This is a genomic window from Marinimicrobium sp. UBA4209, from assembly GCF_002381585.1.
In the GTDB taxonomy this organism is placed as follows: Bacteria; Pseudomonadota; Gammaproteobacteria; order Pseudomonadales; family Cellvibrionaceae; genus Marinimicrobium; species Marinimicrobium koreense.
In genome coordinates this window covers 71217-97915 of sequence record NZ_DFTP01000094.1, presented here as the reverse complement: position 1 = coordinate 97915, position 26699 = coordinate 71217, and the positions used below count along the sequence as shown (strand labels likewise).

The window sequence follows — 26699 nt, the reverse complement described above, 5'->3', positions numbered from 1 at the left end:
GCTCGGTACGCATATCCAGGTTTCTGGGCGGCGTTACGTTGCCCGCCTGCAGATCGCCCTGTTCGTTGAACAGATTCAGTCCGGGCCGATAACCGGCGGTGAACAGGGAGTTGACGTAGTTCTCCCGCTCAGAGTGGGACACCGCCAACAAAACCCCCAGGGTGTCATCGGCAAAGGTATTACTGATCAGGCCCGATACGGTCGGGTAGGTTTTTTCATTCAGGCTCTCATAGGTGCCTTTGATCGAGCCGAACATTTCCAGGCCATTGAAATCAAACGGTCGGGCTGTCTGGACATCAATGGCCGAGCCGATGCCGCCGGACGCCATGGATGGATTGCTGGTTTTGTAGACGTTCACGCCGCGAACCAGTTCGGCCGACAGTGTGTCAAAACTGAATGCCCGGTCCTGGTTCTCGGTCGCCATCTGCCGACCGTTGACCATCACGGTATTAAAGGAGGGACCGAAACCTCGCACGGTGACCGACTGGCCTTCGCCGCCACTGCGGTCGATTGAAACGCCGGTAATCCGCTGCAGGGATTCGGCCACGTTGGTGTCGGGAAATTTACCCATGTCCTCGGCGGAAATAGCGTCAACCACGCCGGAAGAATCCCGCTTGATGTCCATGGAACGTTCGAGCGAGCCGCGAATCCCGGTTACAACCACTTCTTCAAAATTGCCGTCGGCGGCGTCCTGGGCAATGGCTTGAGCGCCTGCCAACGAAGACATGGCCACGATGATAGCGCTGGATAACTTATTCTTTTGTAGCATTGAATCTTTCCCCTTAGAGTCGTCATCGGTGCGGATAAAGAGCTTGCCGCTGCCGCTTACGGAGAGATTCAGTCCAGTGCCTTCAATCAGATGGAGCGCCGCTTCCACAATGGTGTAGTGACCTTGTAGCGGCTGGGTTTTGATATTCACCACCTGCTCGAACGGGACAATAACAGTCATATTTGACTGTTGTGCAAACTCCGTGAGCGATACGTCTGCTCTGCTTTCAGAGATGTTGAATTGTGCGGTTTCCCCCAGACGCGACGCATCCCCAGACGCATGAACTGCGCATGTGATCAGCTGGGTCAGCAGCACGGTCGGTGTTATTTTCAATTCAACGTTCTCCCCAACGGATCAGCTCCGTTGTATTACAGTGACGAACGGGTTGGTGTTTTCCGCTACAGGGTTCTGTATTTGTATCCGGTTGCGTGTTTGTTCAAAAGGGAGTAAAAGACGCTAAGGTCTTGTCTGCCGCCAGGAGTGGCGCATAATCCCTTGACGAGTATATAGTCTCATTTGCGGGTCCGCGAATGGGCCTTGGTGGTACTATAAAATAAGATGAGTGACTTTTCCCGTCGGATTCTGCCTGTGTTCAATTGGCCCGCTTTAATGGTCATAAAAACCATAAGGAATGGCTTGGTTGACCGCTCCCGAGTGGCGCTGCTGGTGCTTCTGTTTGCCGCTGGCGCAACGGCATCGGAACGCCAGTCAATAGTGCTTGCCCCCGGTTTGACGCTTCAGCCCCCCAGCGCTCTGTCGCTTGAGTCCGTCAGGAGTGATGCTGCGGACGATGCGCCGGTGTTGGTCGGGTATATCGAGGGGGCGCCGGGGTATTTTCTGGCGGCCGACAGAGTCACCGGTAAACAGCGTGTCTCGGTGCTCTGGGAAAAACTGGAAATGGAAATGCGCGGCCGCGCAGATGCGCGTTCAATCGAGGTGGAGGACCGGGGCATTTTCCTGACCCAGAGCGAGGCGAAAGTCTGGTATCGCGTTTATCGGTACCGGCTGGATGGGGTCAAACTGCGGCCGGTGTACTATTTGCTTCGGCAGGATGATCAGAGTTATTGGCTGACACTGACTACGGCGGATGGCGTAGATCTGGAAGTGGTCAAGCCTATCGTCGATGTGATTCTGAAGCGCATCATCATCAGTGGTAAGACGGGCCGCGACTGAGCCCGCGCAGTAAAGGCCCGGCGTAACCGGGCCTCGAATGTATTACTGACAGCGATAGATGGAGAATGTCTGGCGACCATCCTCAGGCTCGCCCTTGGGCACGATGGTGTCGCCACCCAGACGAATGGCTTCGTTCTTGCCCATGTTCAGCAGCTCGGTCGCCACTTTCTCTTCGCTGCGGCTGATTGGCCCGATGCTGTCGGCGACGCTGACGTTGGTGTCGCTCAGCTTCTCGCAGCCGCGCACGTTGGCCTCTTTGCCGACGACGATGTCTTCGGCTTGCTCATCCACTTTCACCCAGGTACAGGCGCTGGCCAGGCTGGCCATCAGGATCAACAGAGATAATTTTTTCATGGAGGTGTCCTCTAGCAAAGGGTAAGTGTCCGTTTGGTGCCGGTGAGACCACGTGGTGGCGGGTTGGGTTCCGGCGTTGTAGGGCATCTTATACCAAAGCCGGCGGTGGCGTCACAAGCGACTGGGCCGCAACCCTGAGGGTTGGCGGCCCGGAGCCCGGAGAGTGGAGAGGTTCAGTGTGCCGGCTGTCGCCAAGCCATCAGGCCCAGTGCCAGGGCGGCGAGCAGCAGGCCGGCGTTGATGCCCGGCGCCGCACCGGCGAAAGCATCGGCGCCGAAGCGCAGGGCGTGGCCCAGCGCGAGCAGCACCAGGCCGGCGCTGGTCAGCCCCAGCAGCCAACGCTTGGTGGGGGGATGCCGGTCGCGCCATTGCGCGAGGATCATGGCGGCCAGGATCACGCCCCAGAAAATCCACTTGGAGGGCCACTGGAGCAGCACCTGGGTGATGGCGCTGACGACAAACGCCAAGGGCGTACCCCAGACAATGCCGGTCCAGAGGTTGTTCAGGGCATCCCGGTGTTTGCGTTTTGCCAGCCAGATATTGATGCCGCTGACCGACACCACAGTCAGCGCCAGACCGAGCGCCACCCAGAGCAGTTTCACGCCCAGGCCGCCAAAGTGCCCAAAGTGGATGCGATAGACCGAGAATATCGCCTGCCGCCCGGGTTCTCCGTCGCTAAAGCCCACCTTGTTAAGGAAGTTGCCCGCGCCGTCGTAGTAAAACTGCTCGGCATAGATGAGTCGATCCGGGTAGTGAGTGCCCACCAACAGGTGCTCCTCGTCGGTATCCGGGTGCTCAACGGTGACGTAGATGGGGCGGGTGCCTTCCGGGGCGCGCTCCATGCTGTCCTGCAGGACGCGAGCTATGCCCAGAGGGCCCTCGCGCTCAGGCAGGTTCTCCGGGTGCCCACCGTACACCGTCTCAATCACCGCATCGGTATCACCGTCGTAAAAGGCTTCGGCCGCCGCCCAACTGAGCATGCTGGCGAGACCGTAAAAGGCGCCGGTCACGGCAATCATGATGTAAAAGGGCAGCCCCCAGACGCTCAGGCGGTTGTGCAGGTCGGTCTGCTCCAGGCGCGCGTTGCCCTTGCGTCGGAAGTGAAAGGCATCCTTGAACAGTCGCGGGTGGGCCAATACGCCGGAAACAATCAGCGCCAGCAGCATGGCGCCCAGCGTGCTCACCAGCACCATGCCCCAACTGCTCGGCAAGTGCAGGTACAGATGCAGGTCGGTCAGTATGTGAGTCCAGGGGTGTGCGGCGGGCTCCCCCAGGGTGCCGTCGGCATTGAGCACCCGGGCGCTGTGGTCGGACATCAACACCGTGCGGGGCATGCCGGGGCGGGGCAGCAGGACGTAGGCGTGCTCGGTGGGCTCCTGGCCCTCCATGAAACGCTGGTAGGCGCTCTGGATGGCCTCGGGGTTTACCTCGGTGTATTCCGACACCGTCGGTGTCTCCCAGCGCTCGAACTCCGGATAGAGTACGGCCAGCGTGCCGGACAGGCACACCCAATACATCAGCGCGCCGATGGCGATGCCCATCCAGCTGTGGCTGGCCAGGGAGTTTTTTACCAGTTGGGGAGATAGTCTGAAGGCCATAGGAGAGCGTCGTTATAGAAGAAAGAGGTAGCCGGCGCTAATCACGCCGGTCGCGATCAACGCCAGGGTCGGGCGCCAGAGTCGGGTGTCGGCCAGCACCCAGTAGCTGGCCAGACCCCAGAACACCGGCATCATCAACACCCCGGTCACCAGGCGGTTGACCGCTTCCCAGGGCAGCAGATCGGTGACCGTAAAGCTGAGCAGGGCACTGACAAGACCCGCTAGAGGCACACTGATCACCAGTTTGAGCACCTGCACACCCAGTAACGTGATCCGGGGCCAATTCAGAGTCCGCTGTTCCAGTTTGGTGTCCCGCGCGGGCTGTCGGTCCGGGCTGACCCAGCCGATCCAGAGCCAGGCGAGCAGGGCCGGGACGGTCAGGGCGAAGCACACGGCAAACTCCACCGGCTGGGCCCAGAGCCAGGCAATCAGTGACAGCATCAGCAGTATCCAGCCCAGACGGCGCCAGTGCGTCGGCTTGGGCAGGGGCAAACGCCAGCTGCGGTAAAGGCTCAGTACACCGGCAAAGCCGGTGGCGGTGGCCAGGGTTCCCAGTATCCAGCTCATGGTTTAAAACTCGACCGAGGCGGACAGAACCAGGCTGCGCGGCTCGGACAGCACCAGGTAGTTCGAGCCCGGGAAGCCGCCGACGGAGGCCCAATAGTTTTCATCCGACAGATTGTTCACTCGGGCTCGCAGGGTCAGGCCCCGTCCGTCCCACTCGGTCTGATAGCGGGCGCCCAGGTCCCAGCGGGTCCAGGCGGAGGCACTCACGGTGTTATCGGCATTGGCGTACTGATCATCGGTGTGAATGATCCGGGTATCCAGGGTCAGGCCGGGCAGGACGGTCAGGTCCCACTCCAGGTTCAGGTTGAGTTGGAATTCGGGTACTCCCACCGCCTGCTTGCCGTCGTAGAGGCCGCCCTGGGTCTGAGTCTGTTCACTGTCCAGGAAGGTCAGGCCACCCAGCACACGCATTGTGTCCAGCGGCTGGCCGAAAGCGCTCAGCTCCAGCCCTCGGTTGCGCTGCTCGCCGTTAACGGAAAACCGGTTGTTCTCCACATAGCCGCTGGGCAGCGCGGTATCAAACAGGCTGATGCTGCCGCCGTAGGTGTCGGCGTCGTATTTGAGCCCCACTTCGATCTGCTCGGCCTGGTAGGGCTCGAAGACTTCGCCGGCATTGTCGACCGGCTCACCGCCACTGGTGGCCGGGGCCACCTCGCCGGGCATCAGGCCCTCGATGTAGTTGCCGTACAGGGACACCTGGTCGCTGGGCTGATAGACCACGCCGGCGACCGGGGAGAGACGACCTTCGTCGTACTCCGAGGTCAGATTGCCGCTGGTGTAATCATAGCTTCGGGTGTGAATATCCTGATAGCGGGCGCCCAGCGTGACCAGCAGGGTGTCGCCAAGCAGCCCCAGCATATCGGCCAACGCGACACTCTGATTGTCCACCCGCTCGGTCACACCGGGGGCGGACAGATCACCGCCGACAAAGAAGTCGGGGGCGGGAGGGGCAACCGGTTCGGGGTTGTACAGGTTGCCGGAAAAGCCGGCAAAGTCTGAGAACGCATAAGCGTTTCGGGACTCGGAGGAGAAGTCCGTTGCCGACCCCACCAGTCGGTGGCTGACCGTGCCGGTCTGGAATTCACTTTTCACGCCGATTTCGGCGGAGCGCACAGAATCCTCCCGCACGTTATCAAACCGGTAGGTACTGGTGTTCCCTTCAGCGTCGCTGTTGGGGTTGGCCAGAATGTTGTCTTCCTCCCCCTCTCGGAGCCCGGCGGCGGCCCAGCCGGTGATGTGGTCGGTCAGGTCATACTCGGCCCGCACCACACCAAACAGTTGTTGTTCGTCGGTGTAGGTCCAGGGCTGGGCGAAATTGCGGTCCGAGTCCGGTGCCTCGGGCAGCTCGCCGGTGGGGGTCACACTGGGGCGGGGCGCATCAATGCGGTGATCCTGAAAACCCAGGTCGGCGGACAGGCGCAGGCGATCGCCCCGATAATCGGTACCGATGGCGGCGAGGGTCAGTTCCCGCTCCTGGTTCTCCACAGCGGTCTCGCCGTCCCGACGAACCAGGTTGGCGCGCACGCCGGTTTCCTGCTCAGCCCCGAAGCGTTCGCCGAAATCCAGAGCGGCGTAGCCCTGGCTCTGGCCCTCAAGGCCGAGCGTTACCCGGCGCACACCGTCCTCCGGCGCCCGCTTGGGTACCAGATTCACCGAGCCGCCGATGCCACTGCCACCGGGCGCCGCACCACTTAGGAAGGTGTTGGCACCGCGAAAGACTTCCACCCGCTCCAACAACTCCGAGGCGACGTACTGCCGGGGCAGTATGCCGTATAGACCGTTGTAGGTCATATCGTCGGAGAACACCGGAAAGCCGCGAATCACATACAGCTCCTGGAAGTTGCCAAAGCCTTTGGCCACCCGGACCACCGGGTCATTCTGGAGCACGTCCGCCACGCTGCTGGTCTGCTGGTCCAGCATCAGCTCGGCGGTGTAGTTGGTACTGGTGAACGGTGCATCCATCATGTCCAGGTTGCCGAACACGCCCACCCGGCCGCCGCGGGCCACCTGACCACCGGCATAGGCTTCGGGCAGCAGCACCTGGGAGCCGTCGGCGGTAATGACCATCTCTTCAATCCGCTCGGTCGACCCGGTCTGCGCCAGTGACGGCGAACACAGCGCACTGGCTGAAATCAGCAGGGAGAGCGATTTGAGGTTAAACAGGGACGACGAAGGATTGCGCATAGCGGGTTCGGTTCCGGAGAGTCATTGAGCAAGAGGTGTTGAATAAGGCGCATGATAACGAGATAGTTTCTCATTTACAATAAGATTTGTTTCCAGTGCTGGGTTGCTTTGTCATCAAGGCGGAGACTGCTGCCCAAAAAGCCCGACGGGTCCATGTAAATTAGTGTTAAAGCGCCTGTCGGAGTCGTCTGGTGTGCGGTGTCTGGGCGTAAAATCGAGGGCTTACCCGACGATCCCCCAACGAGCATGCACCTGATGAATAAACTCTTGGCGATGACCCTGTTGATTCTGTCTCTGTTTCCGGCCGGCGTGGCACACAGCCAGTCCGGTGATCCGGGGGTCGTCGTCCAGACCGTGGTTCAGAAACCGATCCGCAACCGCATCGAGGCGCTGGGTACGCTGCGCGGCAATGAATCCATCCACCTGACCTCCAATGTCACCAAAACGGTCACCCGCCTGAACTTTGAAGACGGTGAGCGGGTAGAAAAGGGCCGGGTGCTGGTGGAAATGACCAGTGCGGAGGAGATTGCCCTGCTCGAGGAGGCGCGCACCAACGCCGAGGACGCGGAGCGGCAGTGGCGCCGGGTGCGTTCGCTGGTGGATCAGGGGGCGGCGTCGCAATCCATGTTGGACGAGCGGCAGCGCGAATATCATTCGGCCCAGGCCCGCTACAACGCCCTTGAGGCGCGACTGGAAGACCTCCGGTTGCGTGCGCCCTTCGACGGGGTGGTGGGGCTGCGCAATATCAGCGTCGGTGCTCTGGTCACCCCGGGAGATCTGATTACCACGCTGGTGGACGATCGTCAGATGAAGCTGGATTTCACCCTGCCGGCGGTACACCTGCAAGCGGTGGAGCCGGGGCTGGAGATTCGCGCACGCAGTCGGGCCCTGGGTAACCAGCTGTTTGAAGGTGTGGTATCCAGTATCGACAATCAGGTGGATCCGGTCTCGCGGTCCTTTATGGTGCGGGCGGTGCTACCCAACGATGACGGGCAGCTCAAGCCCGGGTTGTTGATGACGGTGGAGCTGTTCACCCGCGAGCGCGAAGCGGTCATGGTGTCGGAAGCGGCGTTGATGTCCGAAGGTGGCGGCCACTATGTGTTCGTGATCGTGAACCCGGACAGTGAGCCGGTGGCGGAGCAGCGCCCCGTCAAAATTGGGCAACGGTTTTTTGGGCGAGTGGAAATTCTGGAAGGCCTGTCGGCGGGAGAAAAAGTGGTGACCCACGGGTTACAGAAAGTGCGCGCCGACCAGCCGGTGGTCATTACCGCCGAAGACAGTGGCAGCGACCCCTTACCCGAATTGCTCAATCAATCCCAATAACCGAGGAGACACGCCATGTTGTTGTCCGATGTCTCCATCAAGCGGCCGGTGTTTGCCTCGGTCATCTCCCTGATCCTGATCGCCCTGGGCCTGCTGGCCTACGATCGATTGACGTTGCGTGAATACCCGGATATCGATCCGCCTGTGGTGTCCATTCGCACCAACTACCCGGGCGCTGCGGCGGCGGTGGTGGAAACCCGTGTGACCCGACTGCTCGAAGACCGGGTGGCGGGAGTCGAGGGCATGGAGTACATCGAGTCCTCAAGCGAAAACGGCCGTTCGGATATCACCATCCGCTTTAATGTCGACCGGGACATTGATGCCGCCGCCAACGATGTGCGTGACCGGATTTCCCGCGCCCTGAACAATCTGCCCACCGAGGCCGATCCGCCGGAAGTACAGAAGGTCAGTTCCGACGAAGACGTGATTGTCTGGTTCAATCTGGCCGGCGAGGGGCGCACCGTGCCGGAGTTGTCGGATTATGCCGAACGTTACCTCTTGGACCGCTTCTCGGTCATAGACGGAGTGGCCCGCGTTCGTATCGGCGGGCAGCAGCGCTACGCCATGCGCATCTGGCTGGACCGTCAGGAAATGGCCGCTCGCGGTCTGACGGTAGCCGATGTGGAAAACCGCCTGCGCGCAGAAAACGTCGAGTTGCCCGCGGGCAGTATCGAATCGGATCAGCGGCATTTCACGGTACGAATGGCCCGGCTCTATCGGGAGGCCAGTGATTTCGATCAACTGGTACTGGCCGAGGGCAGCGATGGGTATCTGGTGCGCCTGAAAGATATCGCGCGAGTGGAAAAGGGCACCGAGGAAGACCGCAATATTTTCCGCGGTAACGGCATTCCGATGGTGGGCATCGGCATCGTCAAACAGTCCACCGCCAACACCGTGGATGTGGCCCGCGCGGCACGGGAGGAGGTCGAACGCCTCAATGAAACCCTGCCCGAGGGCATGCGCCTGGAGCAGAGTTTCGACAGCTCGGTGTTTGTCGGTCAGGCGATCAAGGAAGTGTATTACACTCTGGCGTTTGCGATCGCCATGGTGATTCTGGTGATTTACCTGTTTCTCGGCAGCGCCCGGGCCATGTTGATCCCGGCGGTGACCGTACCGGTATCGGTGATCGCCACCTTTACCGTGCTGGCGGTACTCGGCTTTTCCATCAACCTACTGACGTTGCTGGCACTGGTACTGGCCATCGGTCTGGTGGTGGACGATGCGATTGTGGTGCTGGAGAACATCGTTCGCCACATTGAGGAAAAAGGCAAACCGCCGTTGCTCGCCGCCTATCGTGGCACGCGGGAGGTGGGTTTTGCGGTGGTCACCACCACCCTGGTACTGATTTCGGTGTTTGTGCCCATCGCTTTTCTGACCGGCGATGTGGGGCGGCTGTTTTCCGAGTTTGCCCTCACCATGGCAGCGGCCGTGGGTTTCTCTTCGCTGGTGGCCCTGACGCTCTCGGCCATGCTCGCCTCCAAGCTGATCAAGAAAAAAGAAAACACCTCCTGGCTGGTGACCAAACTCGATCAGGGCATTATCTGTTTGCGTCACTATTATGGCAAAGCCCTGCACCAATGCCTGCGCCACGCGCGTATTGTGGCGGTGGTGTTTGTCGGGTTGCTGGCGGGCACCTGGTGGGTGTCGCAACAGCTGCCCCAGGAGTACGCACCGCGGGAAGACCGGGGGGCCTTTTTTGTCATTGTCGATGGTCCGGAAGGGGCGAGCTACTCCTATATGGTGGAGTACATGGACGAGATCGAAAAACGCCTGATGAAATACGTCGACCAGGGGGAGATGGCCCGTCTGCTGGTCCGTGCGCCCCGGGCCTGGGGGGCACTGGAGCGGTTTAACAGCGGCATTGTGATTGCGACCCTGACCGACTGGTCCGAGCGGCGCAGCGGTTTTGACATCATGGATGATGTGCGTGCGGATCTGGCCGACTTGCCGGGCGTGACGGCCTTTCCGGTGATGCGTCAGGGCTTTGGTTCGTCCACCCAGAAGCCGCTGCAGTTTGTGATCGGTGGTGGCTCCTATGAGGAGTTGGCCGAATGGCGGGATATCCTGCTGGAAAAAATCGAAGCGGATAATCCGGGGTTGACGGGCATTGACTGGGATTACAAGGAAACCCGTCCGCAGGTCGAGGTGATTGTCGATCAGGACCGCGCCGCCGACCTGGGTGTGAGTGTGGCCAACGTCGGGCGCACGCTGGAAACCATGATGGGCTCGCGTCGGGTCACCACCTTCATTGAAGACGGCGAAGAATACGAGGTGATGCTCGAAGGTGAGCGAAGTGAACAGCGCACACTGGACAGCCTGGAGAATATTTTTGTGCGTTCCGAACGCAGTGGCGAGCTGGTGCCCCTGGCGAGTCTGGTAGAGCTGCGGGAGTTTGCCGACGCCGCTACGCTGCGACGCTATAACCGGATTCGAGCCATCACCATTGAAGCCAACCTGACCGATGGCCTCACCCTGGGGAATGCCCTGACGCATATGGAAGGCCTGGTGGCGGAGCACCTGCCGGAGAATGCGGTGATCGACTACAAGGGCCAGTCCCGCGATTACAAACTGGCCGGCGGCTCGGTGGCCTTTATTTTCATGATCGGGATTCTGATCACCTTCCTGGTGCTGGCTGCACAGTTCGAGAGTTATATTCACCCCTTCGTAATCATGCTGACGGTGCCACTGGCCATGCTCGGGGGGCTGTTGGGGTTATACCTTACCGGCAACTCGCTCAACCTTTACTCCCAGATTGGTCTGGTCATGTTGGTGGGGCTCGCGGCCAAAAACGGCATTCTGATTGTGGAGTTTGCCAACCAGTTGCGGGACCGGGGGATCGCCTTTGACGAGGCCTTGGAGCAGGCCTCCCTGGCCCGTCTGCGGCCCATCCTGATGACCGGCATCACCACAGCGGTGGGTGCCGTGCCCCTGGTGATGTCCTCGGGCGCCGGCTCGGAAACCCGGGCGGTGATCGGGGTGGTGGTGATTTCCGGGGTCCTGGCGGCCACGCTGTTTACCCTGTTTATCGTGCCCACGGCCTACAGTCTGCTGGCCCGCCATACCGGTTCGCCCAACGATGTGAAACGCGAGCTGGAACGGGTGGCGGATGAGTACGATCGCAAACAGCAGAAGCATCCCTCCTGATGAACTGAGGTGCCAGGGATGGCACGCTTTTCCACTTTTTTGCCGGGCCGGCCATCCAGACCGATCGCCAGTGCGTATATAGAAGCACTCTCAATAACGCACAAATGGAGCCTTCTCCCATGACCGATCTCGTTCAGGTGGTTTACATCAGCCGGGCCACGTTCAAAGCCATGCCCGCCTCCGGCGGTGTGGAGCCGCACGTGGCGCGCATTCTGCAACAGTCCCGCACCAACAACCCCCGCCTGGGGCTCGGCGGTGTGCTTTATTATGGGGAGGGGTGTTTCTTTCAGTGTCTGGAAGGTGAGCGCGAAGTGGTGGATAAAATGCTCGCCAAGCTGAAAGGCGATGATCGCCACAAGGACTTCAAGGTCGTGCTCCAGCGCAATATCACCGAGCGGCAGTTTACCGACTGGTCCATGAAGTACATTCCCACCAATGCCGCGGTGAAAGGGTTATTGGCACGGGCAGGGTATGACCGGTTTGATCCCTACCAGTTCGACCAGAAAACCATTGAAGACCTGCTGACCACCTTCCGCGAACTGCGCGCTCAGGCCGATCGGGCCATTCCCAGTCACGCCGCCCAGCCCGAGGTGCGGGCCAACGAGTCGGGTGCCATGCCCTATGTGGTGGCTGGCGTGGTGGTGTTGGCGTGTGCCGTAGCGGTGGGCTGGTTCGTGTTATAGCGAGTTACCACATCAGGTCGTCGGGGATCACGTAGTCCTTGTAGGGATCGTCCTCGTCGACCGCTTCTTGGGTTTTCTGATTTGCGACCACAATATAGTTCGGGTCGCGCTCGGCGATCTTGTCGGATACCACTTTCGGAATCAGTTCGTAGTTCTCCCCGGCGCGGACCACAATGAGTTGGCCGCGGATGATCTGTTGTTGCACCCGAGGGCTGACCAGCAGCTTTTTGATCTTGGTGCCGTCGGTAAAGTTGTACTCCACTTCCCCGTCACCGCTGCCGCGCTTGGCCTGTTTGTGGGTCTGAATCAACTGGCGGATTTGCGCTTCAATGGCTTTTTTCTCGGCGGCGGCCTGGCGTTCGCGGTTCAGTGCCCGATCCCGTTCGGCCTTCTCTTCGCGAGCCGCCTGCGCCGACTGTCGGATTTCCGCGTGGGGGTCCTCACCGGTATGGCGGGCCTGCTTTTTCTGTTTACGCTGCTCTTTCTTAACCTGCTTGGCCTTCTTGTCGTCCACCAGTCCGGCTTTCTGCAGTTGATCCTGTAGGGAGGGCATAATCGTTACCGTATGGGTTGTGCTCGTTGGCGGTCATTATGCCAGCTTGGCGCCCATCGAGAAACGACGGGCGCCTTAGTGGCGGAGTACACTAGACTTTAAGCGCCGCCAACTGCTGTCCCAGGCTCTGGGTGTCTTTCTGTAGGTGCCGCGCGGAGTTACGCAGCTCGCCGCTGGTGCGGGTGCTCTCGTCCGCAACGCGGGAGATGTTGGTGATGTTCTGATCGATCTCCTGAGCCACCTGGGACTGCTCCTGAGCGGCGGTGGCGATCAGGGTGCTCATTTCCTGAATCCGGTCGATGGCTTCCACCACGTGCTCCAGCGCCTGGTTGGCCTCGCTGATCTGCTCGGCACTGGCGTGGGCCTTTTCGGTACTCGAGGCCATGGAGGTCACCGCCCGGTTGGATTGCTTCTGCAGGCGCTCAATGATTTCCTGAATGTCCGCCGTGGACTGCTGGGTGCGCTGGGCCAGGGTGCGCACCTCGTCCGCCACCACGGCAAAGCCGCGCCCCTGTTCCCCCGCCCGGGCCGCTTCAATGGCGGCGTTCAGGGCCAGCAGGTTGGTCTGCTCGGCTATGCCGGTAATCACGGTCAGTACCTTGCCGATTTCCTGACTGTTGCGGTCCAACTCCTGCATGATGCCGACGGTGTCGCTCATGGTGGTGTTCAGTTCATCAAAGGTCCGGTGAGTGTTGCGCACCACGCCGTGGGTGCGGCCAACCTCCCGGTTGGCATCATCGGCTTGAGCGGCGGCGTCGCTGGCATGGCTGGCCACTTCCCCGACACTGGCGGACATCTCGTTCATCGCCGAGGCGGCCTGCTCCAACTCACGACTCTGGCTCTGGCTGCTCTGCTCGGTGTTCGCCGCGGCCTGCTCGAGGGTCTCCATCTGGGTGACGATGGTCCCAGAGAGCTGTTGAATCCCCCGGGTCAGGTCGCCCACCCGCTGGATCACCGTGTTGTAGGCGGAAAACATCTGGCCCACTTCATTGTCGCTGGCTTCTTCGATTATAGGGCTGGCGAAGTCACCTGCGCTCATCTTGTTCAAGTGTTTACGCAGTAAGGTCACTTGTTGCACAAGCCAGGTCAGTCCCAACTGATGAGTAATCAGCGCGACGACCACGATACCTGTATTCAGGAGCGGAATCAGGCTGGAAGGGTTCGATCGATAGCTGAGGACTGCGGAAGTCATCGCCAGCGCAATGATCACCAGAAAGGACACCGCGAACTGAGCGTTGATGGATTTGAAGCCTAGAGCACGCATCAGTGCGTTCAGTGCAAAGGCAAGCTGGTTGCGCATGGGTAAGAGACCACCGTCAGAGAAAGGAGAATGTCGTGAGTGCGGCCGAGGCGGGCTCGACATCAAAGGCTATCGGCACAGAGGGGGCATTATTGAGGGAAATCGGCTCGGGATAAACCCGGGCCGCGGCGTTATCGGCGCCGGTTTTGACGCAGGTCAAACCTCAGGCGGAATGAATTATGCGCCAGCTTCCAGTCGCACCGGAACGGACTTGAACGCCGGAGTCTGACTGCGGGGATCCTGCTCGGTGCCGATCAGAATGTTCGCCTCCGGGTAGTAGGCGAGCAGGGAGCCAGCGGGCAGGTTGAACGGGTAGACCGTCAGGTTTTCCATCACCCCGTGAGCCGAACGCAAAGTGGCTTTGTCGCCGGCTTTCAGGCTCAGGTGTTCCCGGTCTTCCGGCCCCACCAACACACACCAGCGGTGCTCGGTGCCCCGGTAACTGTCGGACTCTTCGTAAATGATGGAGTTGAACTGCCCCTCACTGCGGATACTGGCCAGGGTAAAAGGAAAATCCGGCTCTCGGGCGACCGGCAGAGAGTGCACCTGAAAACGGGCCTTTCCGTTGGGGGTGTTGAAGGTTGGCGATGTCAGCAGGCGACCGCCAATGGTGAATTCCTGATGGCTGGTGCCGATATCGGCCAGCGCCTCCATGCCGGGCACCGTTGCGGCTATGGCGGAACGCACCCGGTCGTGTTCCCGAAGGGCCCCGAAATCAAAAGGCCCGGCGGGCAGTAAGCGCTTACCCAGTTCCGCCAGAATGGCCACCTCCGAGCGCACATTGGTCAGGCGGCGAATACCGCCATCGCTCAGCCGTACATAGTTGAACATGGATTCCTGGGTGGTGCTCTGGGGCTCTTCGTCCCGGGCGGTCACTGGCAGAATCAGAGCTTCGCTGTGCTCCATGCCGTGAATGTGCCCCTGGTTCAGGGTGGTGGTCAGATACAGCTTGAAACCCACCCGGTCCAGCGCCCGCTGGGCAAAGGTCGAATCCGGTGTCGCGGCGTAGAGGTTGCCGCCCATCAGCAGGGCCGCGTCCATGTCCCCGGCGTCGGCGGCGCGCAGGCAGGCGAGGGTGTCCAGCCCCTGAGTGCGTGGAAGTTCCAGATCAAAATGTGATTCCAGCGCCGCCAGCACATCCTCGGAGAGCACCGGTTTTACACCGATGGTGCCGATGCCCTGCACGTTGCTGTGGCCCCGCAAAGGCAGCAGGCCCGCCGACGGTTTGCCCAGCATGCCGCGCAACAGCGCCAGATTGGCGATGGCCTCGACATTGTCCACCCCATTGCGGTGGTGGGTGATGCCCATGCCCCAGGCAAACACCGCGTGCTCGGCCCGGGCGTAGTCGGTGGCCAGGGCTTCGATATCGGTTTGGCTGAGGCCACAGGCGGACGTCAGCGACGCCCAGTCCGTCTGTTCCAGATCCGTACGGTAGGCATCGAAGCCTTCGGTGTGGGCTTCAATAAAAGTGGTATCCAGCGCATGTTGCTCGAGCAGGGCTTTGCCCACGGCTTTAAGCAGAGCGAGGTCCGAGCCAATGTTTGGCTGCACATAGCGGGAGGCGATCCAGGTGCCGCCACTCAACATGGAGCGGGCACTTTTGGGTACGGCAAAGCGCACCAGCCCCGGCTCCCTGGCCGGGTTGATCACAATCACCTGGCCACCGCGTTCGCGGCAGTGCTGCAGCTGGTGCACAAAGCGGGGGTGATTGGAGGCCGGGTTAGCGCCAATCACAAAAATCAGGTCCGCGCCGCCCAGGTCTTCCAGGCTGATGGTGGCCGTGCCGGTGCCGATCACGTTACCCAAGCCCACGCCCGTGGCCTGGTGGCAATAATAGGAGCAATTGTTGACGTTGTTGGTGCCATACAGTCGGGCCAGCAACTGCAACACAAAGCCCGCCTCGTTGGAGGAGCGGCCGGAGGAGTAGAAAAAACTGCGGTTGGGGTCGGTGGCCGCGAACCGCTCGGCGGCCAATGTCAGGGCCTGATCCCAGTCCATGGGCTGGTAGCGATTACTGCCGGCGGGCTTGTACAGCGGCGTGTTCAACCGCCCGAGGTGTTCCAGCTCATGGGCGGAGAGCTCTTTGAAATCATCCAGCGTATGCTCGAACAGCTCGTCGGGGATGGGTGGCTGGATATCCGAGGACTGGGCCTGAATGCTTTTATTGCACACCGAGGGGAACTCATCCAGCTCGTTGGTCATACCCCCGTGCTGGCCGCCCATGCCCAGCCCGCAGGCCTTACAGGTATTGCGTGCCTTGAGTGCCTTGGTGGAGTTGAGCAGCCCGATCCGGCTCAGGGTGCGCAGCGTATACAGCACCTTCTTGGGGCCACCCCCGACAATGGTGATGGGGTCGGCAGAGGTTTCGGAGGCACGCTCGGACATGGCAGACTCTTGGGTTACGAATGGCAACTGACAGACTATGCCGAACCGGCAAGCGAGGCAATACGTTGATTGACGCTAAACACTATCTGATTCACGGGCGGGTCCAGGGCGTTTCCTATCGCGCCAATACCCAACGCAAAGCCCGGGAGCTGGGTCTCACCGGCTGGGTTCGCAACTTGCCCGATGGCCAGGTCGAAGCGCTGGCTCAGGGGGCTCCCGAAACACTGCAAACCTTCGAAACCTGGCTTTGGCAGGGCCCGGCGCTGGCAGAGGTCACTCGGGTGGAGGTCAGCGAGGCCGAGGGCGAGCCGGCCGGTTCAGATTTCATCGTGCGCGACTGATCCGCTGGATCCATTCTCATGGCCAAAGCCCGTAAAAAGCGCGACCTCCCCACCAAAACCTGCCCGGTCTGTGAGCGGCCTTTCACCTGGCGGAAGAAATGGGAGAAGGATTGGGAAAACGTCAAATACTGCTCCGAGCGCTGCCGCCGAACCGGTACCAGGCTCGACGAATCGCGTAGGCCGGATTAGCGAAGCGTAATCCGACAAGAACCCGCTACGGCAACCCAGTAGGTCGGATTAGTGCGCAGCACGTAATCCGACAGATCCCTCCCGATCACGCTCCAGGCCGCTTAAACCGCTTACGCGCCCGATCAATCTCCGGCCGCATACAACACTCGTGGGCATGATCATTCACCAAACCCATCGACTGCATAAACGCATACACCGTGGTCGGCCCGACAAACTTCCAGCCGCGCTTCTTGAGATCTTTTGATAAAGCGACCGACTCCGGCGAGGTGCTCAGCGTCTGCGGATCCACATCCGGTTTCTCCTGGGGCTCAAAACGCCACACGTAGGCCGCTAATGAGCCCTCCTCGGAAACCAATGTTTTGGCCCGCTGCGCGTTATTGATCACCGCCTCGATCTTGCCCCGATGACGAACAATGCCGGCGTCTTCCAATAAACGCTCAACATCCTTCTCGGTAAAGCGGGCCACCTTGTGAAAATCAAAGTTCTTGAACGCCTTGCGGAAGTTGTCCCGCTTGGCCAGAATCGTGCGCCAGCTCAAACCGGACTGGAAGCTCTCCAGGCACAGCTTCTCAAACAGGTGGCGATCGTCATCCACGGGAAAGCCCCACTCCCGATCGTGATACTCAAAAAACTCCGGTGCCGCCTTGCACCAGAAACAGCGCGGCTGGCCATCGGGGCCGGGTACCGTATTGGTCATCGTCATACTCCTTTATTCTCAAATGCATATTGCAGAGGCAGCTGCCGCCGTATTTCGTCCATGATCGCCATAATGTCTACCGTTTCTGCCACGGGAATCACCGGGCTTTCTCTCAGGCCGGCGCGCAGGCAGCGGGCGGCTTCCCGGACCTGAAATATAAAGCCGTTGTCCGCGTTTTCCGTGCGGATGGTCTCTTCGCGGTCGATGGTTCGATCCTTCAAATACTTGACGGTAAAGGCGTCGCTCTGCTGAAACTCCGGGTAGTCAATATAGCCCTTGTCACCAAAGAACAGCGCTTCCTGACGCATCAACAGATTGAAACTGGTGTTTACCGTGGCAATGCAGCCCGAGGGGAAAACGAACTGGTAGGAGGCGATTTCATCGACGCCGGTGTCGCTGAACCGGGCGGTGGCGTGAATGCTGGCGGGCCGTTCGCCCAGCACGTAGCAGAGCATACTGATCGGGTAGATGCCCATATCCAGCGTGACGCCACCGGCCAGTGCCGGATCAAACAGTCGTCCCCGGTAATGCTCCGGGGCAATGCCACCGAAATTGATCGTGGCGACTTTCACTTCGCCAATGGTGTGGTTCCTGATGGCCTCACGCAGCGCTTTCATACTGGGCAAAAACCGGGTCCAGATAGCCTCCATCAGAAAGCAGCTCTTGTCCTTGGCGGCATCCTTCAGACGACGGGCCTGCTCGGCGTTGACGGTAAAGGGCTTTTCGATTACCAGGTGTTTACCGTGCTCCAGTGCCATGAGCGCATTGTCCGCGTGGAAGTTGTGTGTCGTGGCAATATAGATGACGTCAACATCTTCGCGCTCCACCAGCGACTCATAGGTGTCGGCCTCGATGGCATACTCGCGGGCGAACGCTTCGGCTTTTTCCGGGGATTTGGAGGCGACGGAGATCAGCGCGTTGTCCGCCTCCAACTGAATGGCTTCGGCCATTTTATGAGCGATGACACCCGCACCGATAATACCCCAGCGAATCGTCTTGTCTGACACAATAAGTTCTCCTGTTGATGAGCGCTCTCACGGTAACCCATTGCGGGCTGGATCTGAACCGGGATACCGATTATCGTATGCCCTCAATGTTCACCCATGACAAAGAGATACGATTATGCCTCAAGCAGCCGCACGTCACATCCTGGTCGACAGCGAAGCCACCTGTAATGAATTGAAAGCCAAAATCGAAGCCGGTGAGGATTTTGCCAAACTGGCGCAGGATCACTCCAAGTGCCCCTCGGGCCGCAATGGGGGTGACCTGGGCACCTTTGGTCCGGGCCAAATGGTACCGGAGTTCGACAAGGTGGTTTTCAGCGCGCCGGTCAACGAAGTGCAGGGCCCGGTAAAGACCCAGTTCGGTTACCACCTGCTGGAAGTCACTCAGCGCCAGGACTGAGCCTGATCGAATCGTCAGCGGCACCCATGGGGTGCCGTTCCCCTCGCTATCCCCCTTCTGCCCCCAGTCTAAATCCAGTCTGACCCTTAACTCTGGAGGCAAGCGCCCAGCCCGGCAGTGGAATTTAAGTTGACGGATCATCCAAAACAAAGTACTTTGAAAAACAAAGCATAGATGTAATCAGCGGCTATTGAGAAGTGGGCTTACGCCAGAGCGCTGAGAGATGTTTTTACTCTTTTGGCTAATAAGGAGAGCGTGATGACTGAACGTGCACAAAGCGACCTGGCTTACATTCGGGAGCTGATGAGCGAAACCCGCCGGGCGGCCTGTATCAGTGGCGGCTATTTCATAGTTTGGGGCGTCGTGGTGAGCGCGGGGCTCCTGCTGACCTGGTTACAGGTGGTCGGTGTTCTACCCTATGCACCCTACGCGACCTGGGTGCCCTGCATCACCCTGGGCATGCTCGGGAATGTCATTCTGGTGCGCCGGGATAGGCGCGAACCGGTGCAGACCTACGCGGGACGGCTAATTGGCATGGTCTGGGTAGCGCTGGGTATCACCCAGCTGTTGTTCTTTTTTGTGGGGCTGGGGCAAGGGGCCTTGCCAGGCGCCTACCTTCCTGCCGTATTTGGTGGGCTGATTGCCGTGGGCATCTTTCTTACCGGCATACTGGCGGGGCTTGGCTGGTTGCGAAACATGGCCTTTGGCTGGTGGCTTGGGTCTCTGGCAATGTTTATCTGGCCGGGTGAAACCGCCATTTTATTGATGGGTGTCTTGTTGTTGCTGTTCTACGTGCTGCCCGGCGTACTCTTGATTCGGATGCGTCACCATCGGTTGGACGCGGTGGGAGCCTGAGGTGTCGGATTTTGACCATACCCAGATCGACGATCTGATTCACTCGCGCATTCGCTTGGCGGTCATCGCCGTACTGGCCGGCGTTGATAAAGCAGAGTTCACCTTTATCCGCGACCGGGTCAAAACCACTGACGGTAACTTGAGCACTCATTTACGCAAGCTGGAAGGTCGTCGGTACGTGGCAATTGAAAAACGCTTTGACGGCCGCAAACCGGTCACCGAGGTATCTCTGACCGAGTCCGGCCGAGAGGCGTTTGAGCGCTATTTAGCGCACCTCGAGTCAATGCTTGGGGCAGCGCAAGGCAGGGGCCAAAGCTGAAGGCGGTATCATCGACCGCCCGCGGCCAGAAGGACGTCGCGCAAGTGGTCGAACCCGTTGTCTGGTTCTGCCGGAAGCGTTACAGAGCGGGTGCACCGCGCCGCTCAAGCGCCAGCAACCAGGCTTTGCGTTCAACACCGCCGGCATAGCCGGTCAGCTTGCCGTCTTTACCGATAACCCGGTGGCAGGGCACTACAATGGCAATCGGGTTAGCGCCGTTGGCGGCGCCGACGGCCCGGACGGCCTTGAGTCGCTGGATGAGTTTTGCCTGTTCGGCATAGGACCGGGTCTCGCCGTAGGGAATGGTCAGCAGGGCTTGCCAGCAGGCCCGTTGGAAGTCGGTGCCTGCGGCGGCCAATGGCAGGTCGAACGCCCTGCGCTGACCGGCGAAATAGTCACTCAGTTGTTGGCGGGCGAGTCGGGTCAGGGCGTTGTCTGGCTGGGCGGATGCCGTACCGGCATCGATAAAATCGATGTGGGTGATGGCATCGTCACCGCCGAGAATGCGCACCGTGCCGATCGGTGTGTCCAGCAGGCTTTGGTAACGGGCTGTCATAACAGACTCCACAGATAAACGGTCAGATAACTCTGCCAGGGTGAGGCATCCTCGGGCCGCCATCGGCGGCTTTTTTCCCCCAGCGCTTTTTGCACACCAAGATCGGACCCGAGCCAGACATCACTGTCGCCCAGGCCCCGCATCCGCGCGTAGTTTACCGTCCAGGGGCCGATGCCGTTGAGCGCGAGCCAATTTTCAGGATCTGCCGCCCGCGTTGGCTGAGTGTTGAACAGCTCCGCCAGGTCAAGCAGGGTCTGGCGCCGGCGACCGTGCATCTTCAGGCTACCGAGGTCTTCACTGGCCAGCATGGCCGGGCTTGGAAACAGCCGGTACTCAGTGTGTTGGCCGGGGATCGGCTGCCCAAACTCGGCGACCACCTGGCGGACGAGGTTGCGCGCGGCCGCGACACTGATTTGCTGCCCGAGAATGGCGCGAACGCCGGCTTCAAACGGATCCCATATACCCGGCAGCCGTAAACCCGGCCGCATTGGACCCAGCTGCGCCTGGATCGGCGCCAGGTGAGCATCAATGGTGCTGCTGTCGGCATCCAGGTCCAGCAGTCGACGAATGGTGCGAACCACCGGCAACAGAGCAGTTGGTTGGCTCAGTTCCAGGCTGACCTCGAAGCCAAAGCGCTCGGGCCGGTGCCGGGCGGTAAAACGACCACTGTGCCCGTTGGCCAAGCGAAAGGTCCGGCCGTAGTAGTCATCTCCGCACCACTCCAGGGTATCGATCAGGCGGGTTTTGAGAAAGTCGCGCAGCGCTGGCCAGTCGTAGGGTGGCCGGTAACTGAGCAAGAGGCGGATGCCGGGCTCCGGGTGCTGGCTGTGAGCTTGGCGTCGCAGGGCACTGGGGGTCAGTCGCAGTGCGCTGGCAAAACAGTCATTGAAGCGGCGCACGCTGCCGAAGCCCGAGGCCAGGGCGATTTCAGTAACCGGCAGCCGGGTCTGTTGAAGCAGGCTCTTCGCGAACAGCACCTGTTGATAGAGGCCGTACTGCTTCGGGCTGGTGCCGACGTTTTGCTGAAACAGCCGGCCGAGGTAACGGCTGCTGATGCCGAGCCGGTCGGCGAGGTCAGTCACGCTGCCCGTCAGCAGGGCGCCATCATCAATCAACCGTAGCGCCCGCTCCAGGGTGGTGTCGGTACCTTTCCAGGCCCAGGAGGTCGGGGCGCTATCGGGCCGGCAACGCAGGCAAGGGCGAAACCCGGCGTTGGCGGCGGCAATGGCGCTGTCGAAATAGAGAACGTTCCGCTCTTTCGGCGCCGGAGCCGGGCAAATCGGGCGACAATAAATGCCGGTGGTTTTCACCGCAACGAAAAACCGGCCATCGAAACGATGGTCGCGAGCCAGTCGGGCTTGTCGGTAGTGGCTGTTGGTCACGGTGCCGTCCCCCAGATCAATGAGGACAGTGTACCCCGGAACCGGGGAAAAGCTGGCTGGAAACGGAACTCAATAGGGGGGTTAGCCGACAGGCCAATTGACGCCTGATTCTCTTCGGAATACTGGATTGGTCGGATATACTGGGCGCGCCTGTTCGATAACGACTTTTTATGCTTGAACGTATCGATGAGCATGGAAAGGGATTACTGACAATGGATTACCCAAAGGAGCACGCTGCATGGCAACGGAAAAGGAAAAAGCAATACTGCGCAAGAACCTGGAAAAGTACGAAGGGAAAGTGTCACATATGTACCTGGACTCTAAAGGCTTTGTTACCGTAGGGATCGGACACCTTTTGAGTACAGTGGCGTCGGCTCAGCTTCTAGCCTTCAAAAACAGTAAAAATCTGCCAGCTACTCAAGAAGAAATAAAAGCGGATTACGACAGTGTCAAAAAACAACCCGCCAATCGACTGGCCTCAATGTACAAAAAACATACAAAACTGAGGCTGCCCGACGCTGAAATTGATAAACTGACAAATAAACATATCCAAAGTTTTGAAAGTGAACTGAAAAGAATATACAGTGATTTTGACAGCTTCCCCAGTAAGGCTCGCCTGGCTTTGTTTGACTTGATATTTAATCTCGGAATGACCGAGCTCAATAATAACTGGCCAAACTTCAATGCCGCAGTAAAAGCGAAGGATTGGCAGAAAGCCGCGGACAACTCAAGTCGAAAATCTCCCATATCTGATGCTCGGAATAAATACGTCAAAGACCTCCTGGAAGCGTGTGTGGACGACTCCAAGGAAGCCGCTGGTTCAGGTAATTCAAAGTAATAGGATCACTTCTATGTTTTCTGTCAAAGGCAAAGACATCGCTCCGGCGGTGGTTCTAGCACTTTTTCTATCTTTATTGGTAGGCTGTTCGCGGGGTGGAGCTGAAGAGAAACGCGCATATCCCGTCCTGTGGTACTCTGGTTTCAAGCTGCCGGAGCTCTTGGCTGAACACGTGGATGTTGAGCGAAGAGACCAACTATCCGGGCTGCTAAGCAAGAATTGGTATGCTTCGATTGACGTAACCAAAACTCGCGGTGAAGGAGAAGAAACCTTTTCAAATTGCGAGGAGTACCTTCAAGGTGTCACCCCAGAGACCCGTACTGTGCGTGAGCACGAAATGAACGCCTTTGTTGAGTTGGGTGTCATGTGTCGGGCGACGGAACTTCTAAGGGACGCAGACCGGTCTAGTATCTCCTATATTCCAGAGCCAATTCTAACCGACTCTAGTCCGGACGATTTTCCTTCGGATTTGGCATTTGAAACGTCGAAGACGGAGTCCGAAGAGAGTCGACGCGACCCGGAAGTTAAGTATTGGAGTGATATCAATGAAATTCGAAACGTGGACGTCATTTCTCCACAGGTTGTAGATTTTTATACTACGGGAGGCTTGCAGCGACTGGAGCTGGTCGGTCGTGGGGATTTTGACGGCGATGGAGTCGAGGACGTCCTTATTTCTTCCCGGGATTCCGTGGATGGAGGAAGTTATCAACATCTGAGGCTTTTTGTCCTATCAGTTGACGCAGAGGGAGACTGGCGGACAATAAGGAGCTACCAGTAGATTGATCAGTTGCCCAATGCTGGGTTGAGTTCTCTGCTAGCGTTGGTCACCCACGACCTATTTCACACGGTTGTCACCTACCTGGAATATTGCTGTCATATTCTCCCTTCATTATTTCCCCTTCAAAGATTATTGCGCCAGAAGTGATCTATTTCGTTATAAGGGGGTTTTATGAACGTTCGCCAATTGCCGTTGGCCATCGCCGTTACCGCGCTGTCAGCTGGCAGCACTTCTTTTGTTCAGGCACAGCAGCCTGTGTTGCAAGAGGAGTTGATCGTTACCGGTCAGCGCGAAGCGCGCAACGAAGCCATTGACCTGTACCGCGACTCGGACAGCATTACCAATTTTATCGCCTCCGACGCCATGGGTCAGTTTGTGGACCAGAACGTGGCCGAGTCCCTGCAGCGCCTGCCGGGTGTGTCCATCTCCCGTGACCAGGGCGAAGGTCGCTTTGTAAGCGTGCGCGGTGTGAGTGCGGGGCTGAGTTCGGTGTCCATTAACGGTATGCGCATCGGTACTCCGGAAGACGGCTCCCGCGCGGTGCCGCTGGATGTGATTCCCACCGGCTCCGTTGAGCTGATCGAAATCACCAAGGTGCCCACACCGGATATGCCCGGCGATGCCATTGGCGGTGCGGTGAATGTGAAGTCCGGGTCCGCATTCGACTATGACGGCGACACTTTCCGTTACCGTGCCGAGGGGTCTTACAACGAGCTGAGCGAAAAGACCAGCCCCAAACTGCAGGCCAACTACACCGACGTGGTGAATGCCTTTGGAGGCTCTGAGAATTTCGGTATTTCCCTCGGCGCGAACTTTCTGGACCGCGAGTTCCAGTAAGACAATATTGAAGCCGCCTATTACGAAAACGATGATCTCGGCGAGACTGTCAAGGCCCTGCAGGAAGTCCAGCTGCGTAAGTACTACGTCAACCGCGAGCGTATCGGTGCCAACGTCAACCTGGAATATCGCCCGGATGACACCAGCCGCTACTACATGAATACCGTGTTCAGCCGTTTCAGCGATGCCGAAACCCGTCAGCGTAGCATCTATGTATTTGAAGACGGCACACTGGCCGATTTCGATGGTAACAACGGTACCTTTGAAGACATCGCCGAGGACGGCTTCCGTCGACGCATCCGTTTCCGTACCAAAGAACAGGACACCACGGCGCTGGCGTTGGGTGGCGAACACATCATGGAATCCATGGAGCTGGATTATCAACTGGGTTACTCGGTAACTCGCGAGAAGGTGCCCGATGAAACCGAAGGACGGTTTGAGTACCAGACGCAAGCGCTCGACGGTGAATTTACCATCGGCCAGGGTATTCCTTCCTTCCGTATTCTGAACCAGGGCGCCGAAGATATCAGCCACCTGAATCACGCCGAGTACCTGCTGGATCGCGTGGTACTGGAGCCGAAATTCATCGACGATGACGACCTGAATTTCTCGGCCAACGCTCTGTTCCGTGATGCCTTTGGTCAGCGCAACTTCTCTCTGAAGACCGGTATCGATTTCCGGGCCAAAAGCAAAGATGTCGACGTCAATGAAATCGAGCTGCGCGATGTGCCGGAACTGGGCCTTGAGCCCTACACCATCGGCGCGCCGGACTACCCCTTCGCCAATCTCGGGGAGGGAATCAGTGAATCAATGTTCCTGAGCGATTTCTATGCCGACCGCGATGCATTCCAGATTCGCCCGCAGGATGAGGACGAAGCGCGCGAATTGCAGCAGGCCGAAGATTTTGTCGCCGATGAAGATGTGCTCGCCGGCTACCTGATGGGCACCTGGCAGGCCGATAACTGGCAGTTGATCGCCGGGGCGCGAGTGGAGTACACCGACTACAGCGCCACGGGCAATCAGTTGGAATTTGATGAGAACGGCGATCTGTCGATCACCAGCCGCTCTGTCGAGTCCGATTACTCCAATGTACTGCCGGGACTGCACTACCGCTACAACCTGAGCGACGACATGGTGCTGCGTGCGGCCTGGAGCACCACCATCGCCCGTCCCAGCTTTTCTGATATCTCCCCGCGTTTTTCCATCAACCGGGAAGACCTGGAAATCGATGCCGGCAACCCCGAGCTGGACCCCTACCAGTCCACCAACTTTGACATCATGTTTGACTGGTACCGCGATGGCGGTGTGCTGTCGGCCGGTATTTTCCACAAGGATATCGACGATTACATCGCCGAGTTCACCACCACCAATAACGCCGAGTTTGCCGGTTACGAAGTGACCACACCGGTCAATGGCACCGACGCCTCGGTGACCGGGGTGGAGTTCAACCTGGAAGAGCAACTGGGCGCCTTCCTGGTCGGCGGTAACCTGACTTTCCTGGATACTGAGTTGTCGCTGGAGCAGCGGGACGGGGAAACCTTTGCTCTGCCTGAGTCGGCCGAGCAGTCCGGTAACCTGTATGTCGGTTACGAGATGGGCCGCTTCAGTACGCGCCTGAGTATTTCTCACCGTGATGAGTATCTGAGTGAGGTGGGTGACAGTCAGGCGTTTGATATTTATGTGGCGCCGCACACCCAGGTGGACCTGACGGCGTCGTATCGCCTGGCGGAAGGTCTGGACCTGGTGTTTGAGTTGGTGAATATCAATGACGAACCGTTGGAGTTGTATCAGGGGTCGGAGGGTTACACCTACCAGTTGGAAGAGTACGGTCGGACCGCGTCGTTTGGGGTTAAGGGGAGTTTTTAATCCGGGGGAAAGTGGTCGGGTTGGGTAACGGCGGATGTGGGCTTAATACCGCTGCGCTCGGCCCCTACGCGACCTGCCGTGGTGGATCGGTCCGACGCCTCGGAGGGCAAAGCCCGCATCCGCCGTAAACTCACCCAACGACACCACCAAACAAAAAACGGCACCCTCGGGCGCCGTTTTTTATGCGTGCTTCCCAGGCTATTTCTTAAGCCCCTTCACTCTCCACCGCATTCCGATACCCATCGGCATCCAGAGCATCGTCCAGCTCCGAGGTGTCGGTCGGTTGCACGCGGAAGAACCAACCATCGTCGTAGGGCGAACCATTCACGGTTTCCGGTGAATCTTCCAGCGCGTCATTGATGGCGATCACTTCGCCACTGACCGGCGAGTAAATGTCCGAGGCGGCTTTCACCGATTCCACCACGCCGGCTTCCTCGCCCTTGCTGACGGTGCTGCCCACTTCCGGCAGTTCCACAAACACCACATCACCCAGGCTGTCCTGGGCGTGATCGCTGATGCCGATGGTGACGGTGCCATCTTCTTCCAGCCGAGCCCACTCGTGGCTGGGCAGGTATTTCAGTTCGTTGCGAATCTCGCTCATGGC

Annotated in this window: 26 protein-coding genes; 13 read left to right on the top strand and 13 right to left on the bottom strand. The window is 59.2% G+C overall.

The window, feature by feature from the left end; all coding sequences use genetic code 11:
• Positions 1–949: TonB-dependent receptor plug domain-containing protein (locus B3187_RS13960; protein ID WP_286807086.1), on the bottom strand; the 949-nt coding region annotated here is incomplete at its 3' end.
• Between the two features lie 456 nt (positions 950–1405).
• Here B3187_RS13960 and B3187_RS13955 point away from each other — a divergent pair.
• A complete protein-coding gene (locus tag B3187_RS13955; protein WP_286807085.1) occupies positions 1406–1942 on the top strand; it encodes a hypothetical protein in 537 nt (178 codons plus the stop codon).
• A gap of 42 nt (positions 1943–1984) precedes the next feature.
• Here B3187_RS13955 and B3187_RS13950 read toward each other — a convergent pair whose 3' ends face one another.
• The 4 genes from B3187_RS13950 to B3187_RS13935 form a co-directional block, all read right to left on the bottom strand.
• The gene (locus B3187_RS13950; protein ID WP_286807084.1) at positions 1985–2296 is read right to left on the bottom strand and encodes a DUF4156 domain-containing protein; all 312 of its coding nucleotides are present in this window, start codon (positions 2294–2296) and stop codon (positions 1985–1987) included.
• A gap of 173 nt (positions 2297–2469) precedes the next feature.
• Positions 2470–3894: a PepSY-associated TM helix domain-containing protein gene (locus tag B3187_RS13945; RefSeq protein WP_286807083.1), complete on the bottom strand. Its 1425-nt coding sequence runs from the start codon at positions 3892–3894 to the stop codon at positions 2470–2472.
• Positions 3895–3906: 12 nt separating this feature from the next.
• Entirely contained in the window at positions 3907–4461 is a 555-nt protein-coding gene (locus tag B3187_RS13940; RefSeq protein WP_286807081.1) for a hypothetical protein, read from the bottom strand.
• Positions 4462–4464: 3 nt separating this feature from the next.
• On the bottom strand, positions 4465–6645 hold the full coding sequence (locus tag B3187_RS13935; protein WP_286807080.1) for a TonB-dependent receptor: 2181 nt from the start codon (positions 6643–6645) through the stop codon (positions 4465–4467).
• A 255-nt stretch (positions 6646–6900) separates the two neighbouring features.
• Here B3187_RS13935 and B3187_RS13930 point away from each other — a divergent pair, with 255 nt between their 5' ends.
• The 3 genes from B3187_RS13930 (at position 6901) to B3187_RS13920 (ending at position 11795) form a co-directional block, all read left to right on the top strand.
• Positions 6901–7968, top strand: coding sequence for an efflux RND transporter periplasmic adaptor subunit (locus B3187_RS13930; RefSeq protein WP_286807079.1), 1068 nt, complete (start codon positions 6901–6903; stop codon positions 7966–7968).
• A 15-nt stretch (positions 7969–7983) separates the two neighbouring features.
• A complete protein-coding gene (locus tag B3187_RS13925) occupies positions 7984–11112 on the top strand; it encodes an efflux RND transporter permease subunit (protein ID WP_123639324.1) in 3129 nt (1042 codons plus the stop codon).
• Between the two features lie 119 nt (positions 11113–11231).
• Positions 11232–11795 (top strand): BLUF domain-containing protein, encoded by a 564-nt coding sequence (locus tag B3187_RS13920; RefSeq protein ID WP_286807078.1) that lies wholly within the window; start codon positions 11232–11234, stop codon positions 11793–11795.
• A gap of 4 nt (positions 11796–11799) precedes the next feature.
• Here the strand turns inward: B3187_RS13920 and B3187_RS13915 are convergent, their stop codons facing one another.
• From B3187_RS13915 to B3187_RS13905, 3 genes are all read right to left on the bottom strand, one after another.
• Positions 11800–12348: a DUF2058 domain-containing protein gene (locus B3187_RS13915; protein WP_286807076.1), complete on the bottom strand. Its 549-nt coding sequence runs from the start codon at positions 12346–12348 to the stop codon at positions 11800–11802.
• A 91-nt stretch (positions 12349–12439) separates the two neighbouring features.
• Positions 12440–13648: a methyl-accepting chemotaxis protein gene (locus B3187_RS13910; protein WP_286807075.1), complete on the bottom strand. Its 1209-nt coding sequence runs from the start codon at positions 13646–13648 to the stop codon at positions 12440–12442.
• A gap of 177 nt (positions 13649–13825) precedes the next feature.
• Positions 13826–16033: an FdhF/YdeP family oxidoreductase gene (locus B3187_RS13905; RefSeq protein ID WP_286807074.1), complete on the bottom strand. Its 2208-nt coding sequence runs from the start codon at positions 16031–16033 to the stop codon at positions 13826–13828.
• A gap of 20 nt (positions 16034–16053) precedes the next feature.
• Here B3187_RS13905 and B3187_RS13900 point away from each other — a divergent pair, with 20 nt between their 5' ends.
• Both B3187_RS13900 and B3187_RS13895 read left to right on the top strand, forming a co-directional pair.
• Positions 16054–16374, top strand: a complete 321-nt coding sequence (locus B3187_RS13900) for an acylphosphatase (RefSeq protein ID WP_286807073.1) — start codon at positions 16054–16056, stop codon at positions 16372–16374.
• A gap of 18 nt (positions 16375–16392) precedes the next feature.
• Positions 16393–16563, top strand: a complete 171-nt coding sequence (locus tag B3187_RS13895; protein ID WP_286807072.1) for a DUF2256 domain-containing protein — start codon at positions 16393–16395, stop codon at positions 16561–16563.
• A gap of 85 nt (positions 16564–16648) precedes the next feature.
• Here B3187_RS13895 and B3187_RS13890 read toward each other — a convergent pair whose 3' ends face one another.
• Positions 16649–17260 (bottom strand): DNA-3-methyladenine glycosylase I, encoded by a 612-nt coding sequence (locus B3187_RS13890; RefSeq protein ID WP_286807071.1) that lies wholly within the window; start codon positions 17258–17260, stop codon positions 16649–16651.
• A gap of 2 nt (positions 17261–17262) precedes the next feature.
• The gene (locus B3187_RS13885; RefSeq protein WP_286807070.1) at positions 17263–18267 is read right to left on the bottom strand and encodes a Gfo/Idh/MocA family protein; all 1005 of its coding nucleotides are present in this window, start codon (positions 18265–18267) and stop codon (positions 17263–17265) included.
• Between the two features lie 115 nt (positions 18268–18382).
• Here B3187_RS13885 and B3187_RS13880 point away from each other — a divergent pair, with 115 nt between their 5' ends.
• The 3 genes from B3187_RS13880 (at position 18383) to B3187_RS13870 (ending at position 19838) form a co-directional block, all read left to right on the top strand.
• Positions 18383–18664, top strand: coding sequence for a peptidylprolyl isomerase (locus B3187_RS13880; protein WP_123639311.1), 282 nt, complete (start codon positions 18383–18385; stop codon positions 18662–18664).
• Between the two features lie 258 nt (positions 18665–18922).
• On the top strand, positions 18923–19519 hold the full coding sequence (locus B3187_RS13875; protein WP_286807069.1) for a hypothetical protein: 597 nt from the start codon (positions 18923–18925) through the stop codon (positions 19517–19519).
• Between the two features lies 1 nt (position 19520).
• Entirely contained in the window at positions 19521–19838 is a 318-nt protein-coding gene (locus B3187_RS13870; RefSeq protein WP_024462016.1) for a winged helix-turn-helix domain-containing protein, read from the top strand.
• Positions 19839–19917: 79 nt separating this feature from the next.
• Here B3187_RS13870 and B3187_RS13865 read toward each other — a convergent pair whose 3' ends face one another.
• Positions 19918–20394, bottom strand: a complete 477-nt coding sequence (locus B3187_RS13865) for a methylated-DNA--[protein]-cysteine S-methyltransferase (protein ID WP_024462017.1) — start codon at positions 20392–20394, stop codon at positions 19918–19920.
• Positions 20391–21776: an AlkA N-terminal domain-containing protein gene (locus B3187_RS13860; protein WP_286807068.1), complete on the bottom strand. Its 1386-nt coding sequence runs from the start codon at positions 21774–21776 to the stop codon at positions 20391–20393. The genes B3187_RS13865 and B3187_RS13860 overlap by 4 nt, the downstream gene beginning before the upstream one ends.
• Before the next feature lie 238 nt (positions 21777–22014).
• On the opposite strand from B3187_RS13860, the gene B3187_RS13855 reads away from it, so the two are divergent.
• From B3187_RS13855 to B3187_RS13840, 4 genes are all read left to right on the top strand, one after another.
• Entirely contained in the window at positions 22015–22614 is a 600-nt protein-coding gene (locus B3187_RS13855) for a glycoside hydrolase family protein (RefSeq protein WP_123639306.1), read from the top strand.
• A gap of 13 nt (positions 22615–22627) precedes the next feature.
• A complete protein-coding gene (locus B3187_RS13850; RefSeq protein ID WP_286807067.1) occupies positions 22628–23392 on the top strand; it encodes a hypothetical protein in 765 nt (254 codons plus the stop codon).
• 171 nt (positions 23393–23563) lie between these two features.
• A complete protein-coding gene (locus tag B3187_RS13845; RefSeq protein WP_286807066.1) occupies positions 23564–24229 on the top strand; it encodes a TonB-dependent receptor plug domain-containing protein in 666 nt (221 codons plus the stop codon).
• A gap of 6 nt (positions 24230–24235) precedes the next feature.
• Entirely contained in the window at positions 24236–26095 is a 1860-nt protein-coding gene (locus tag B3187_RS13840) for a TonB-dependent receptor (protein WP_286807094.1), read from the top strand.
• A 205-nt stretch (positions 26096–26300) separates the two neighbouring features.
• Here the strand turns inward: B3187_RS13840 and gcvH are convergent, their stop codons facing one another.
• On the bottom strand, positions 26301–26696 hold the full coding sequence (gcvH, locus tag B3187_RS13835; protein ID WP_024462023.1) for a glycine cleavage system protein GcvH: 396 nt from the start codon (positions 26694–26696) through the stop codon (positions 26301–26303).
• Positions 26697–26699: the final 3 nt, after the last annotated feature.

Bases quoted from the DNA above. Each gene is read 5' to 3' on its own strand.
- B3187_RS13950 (WP_286807084.1), bottom strand. From the start codon at position 2,296: ATGAAAAAATTATCTCTGTTGATCCTGATGGCCAGCCTGGCCAGCGCC.
- B3187_RS13945 (WP_286807083.1), bottom strand. From the start codon at position 3,894: ATGGCCTTCAGACTATCTCCCCAACTGGTAAAAAACTCCCTGGCCAGC.
- B3187_RS13940 (WP_286807081.1), bottom strand. From the start codon at position 4,461: ATGAGCTGGATACTGGGAACCCTGGCCACCGCCACCGGCTTTGCCGGT.
- B3187_RS13935 (WP_286807080.1), bottom strand. From the start codon at position 6,645: ATGCGCAATCCTTCGTCGTCCCTGTTTAACCTCAAATCGCTCTCCCTG.
- B3187_RS13930 (WP_286807079.1), top strand. From the start codon at position 6,901: ATGAATAAACTCTTGGCGATGACCCTGTTGATTCTGTCTCTGTTTCCG.
- B3187_RS13925 (WP_123639324.1), top strand. From the start codon at position 7,984: ATGTTGTTGTCCGATGTCTCCATCAAGCGGCCGGTGTTTGCCTCGGTC.
- B3187_RS13920 (WP_286807078.1), top strand. From the start codon at position 11,232: ATGACCGATCTCGTTCAGGTGGTTTACATCAGCCGGGCCACGTTCAAA.
- B3187_RS13915 (WP_286807076.1), bottom strand. From the start codon at position 12,348: ATGCCCTCCCTACAGGATCAACTGCAGAAAGCCGGACTGGTGGACGAC.
- B3187_RS13910 (WP_286807075.1), bottom strand. From the start codon at position 13,648: ATGCGCAACCAGCTTGCCTTTGCACTGAACGCACTGATGCGTGCTCTA.
- B3187_RS13905 (WP_286807074.1), bottom strand. From the start codon at position 16,033: ATGTCCGAGCGTGCCTCCGAAACCTCTGCCGACCCCATCACCATTGTC.
- B3187_RS13900 (WP_286807073.1), top strand. From the start codon at position 16,054: ATGGCAACTGACAGACTATGCCGAACCGGCAAGCGAGGCAATACGTTG.
- B3187_RS13895 (WP_286807072.1), top strand. From the start codon at position 16,393: ATGGCCAAAGCCCGTAAAAAGCGCGACCTCCCCACCAAAACCTGCCCG.
- B3187_RS13890 (WP_286807071.1), bottom strand. From the start codon at position 17,260: ATGACCAATACGGTACCCGGCCCCGATGGCCAGCCGCGCTGTTTCTGG.
- B3187_RS13880 (WP_123639311.1), top strand. From the start codon at position 18,383: ATGCCTCAAGCAGCCGCACGTCACATCCTGGTCGACAGCGAAGCCACC.
- B3187_RS13875 (WP_286807069.1), top strand. From the start codon at position 18,923: ATGACTGAACGTGCACAAAGCGACCTGGCTTACATTCGGGAGCTGATG.
- B3187_RS13865 (WP_024462017.1), bottom strand. From the start codon at position 20,394: ATGACAGCCCGTTACCAAAGCCTGCTGGACACACCGATCGGCACGGTG.
- B3187_RS13855 (WP_123639306.1), top strand. From the start codon at position 22,015: ATGGCAACGGAAAAGGAAAAAGCAATACTGCGCAAGAACCTGGAAAAG.
- B3187_RS13850 (WP_286807067.1), top strand. From the start codon at position 22,628: ATGTTTTCTGTCAAAGGCAAAGACATCGCTCCGGCGGTGGTTCTAGCA.
- B3187_RS13845 (WP_286807066.1), top strand. From the start codon at position 23,564: ATGAACGTTCGCCAATTGCCGTTGGCCATCGCCGTTACCGCGCTGTCA.
- gcvH (WP_024462023.1), bottom strand. From the start codon at position 26,696: ATGAGCGAGATTCGCAACGAACTGAAATACCTGCCCAGCCACGAGTGG.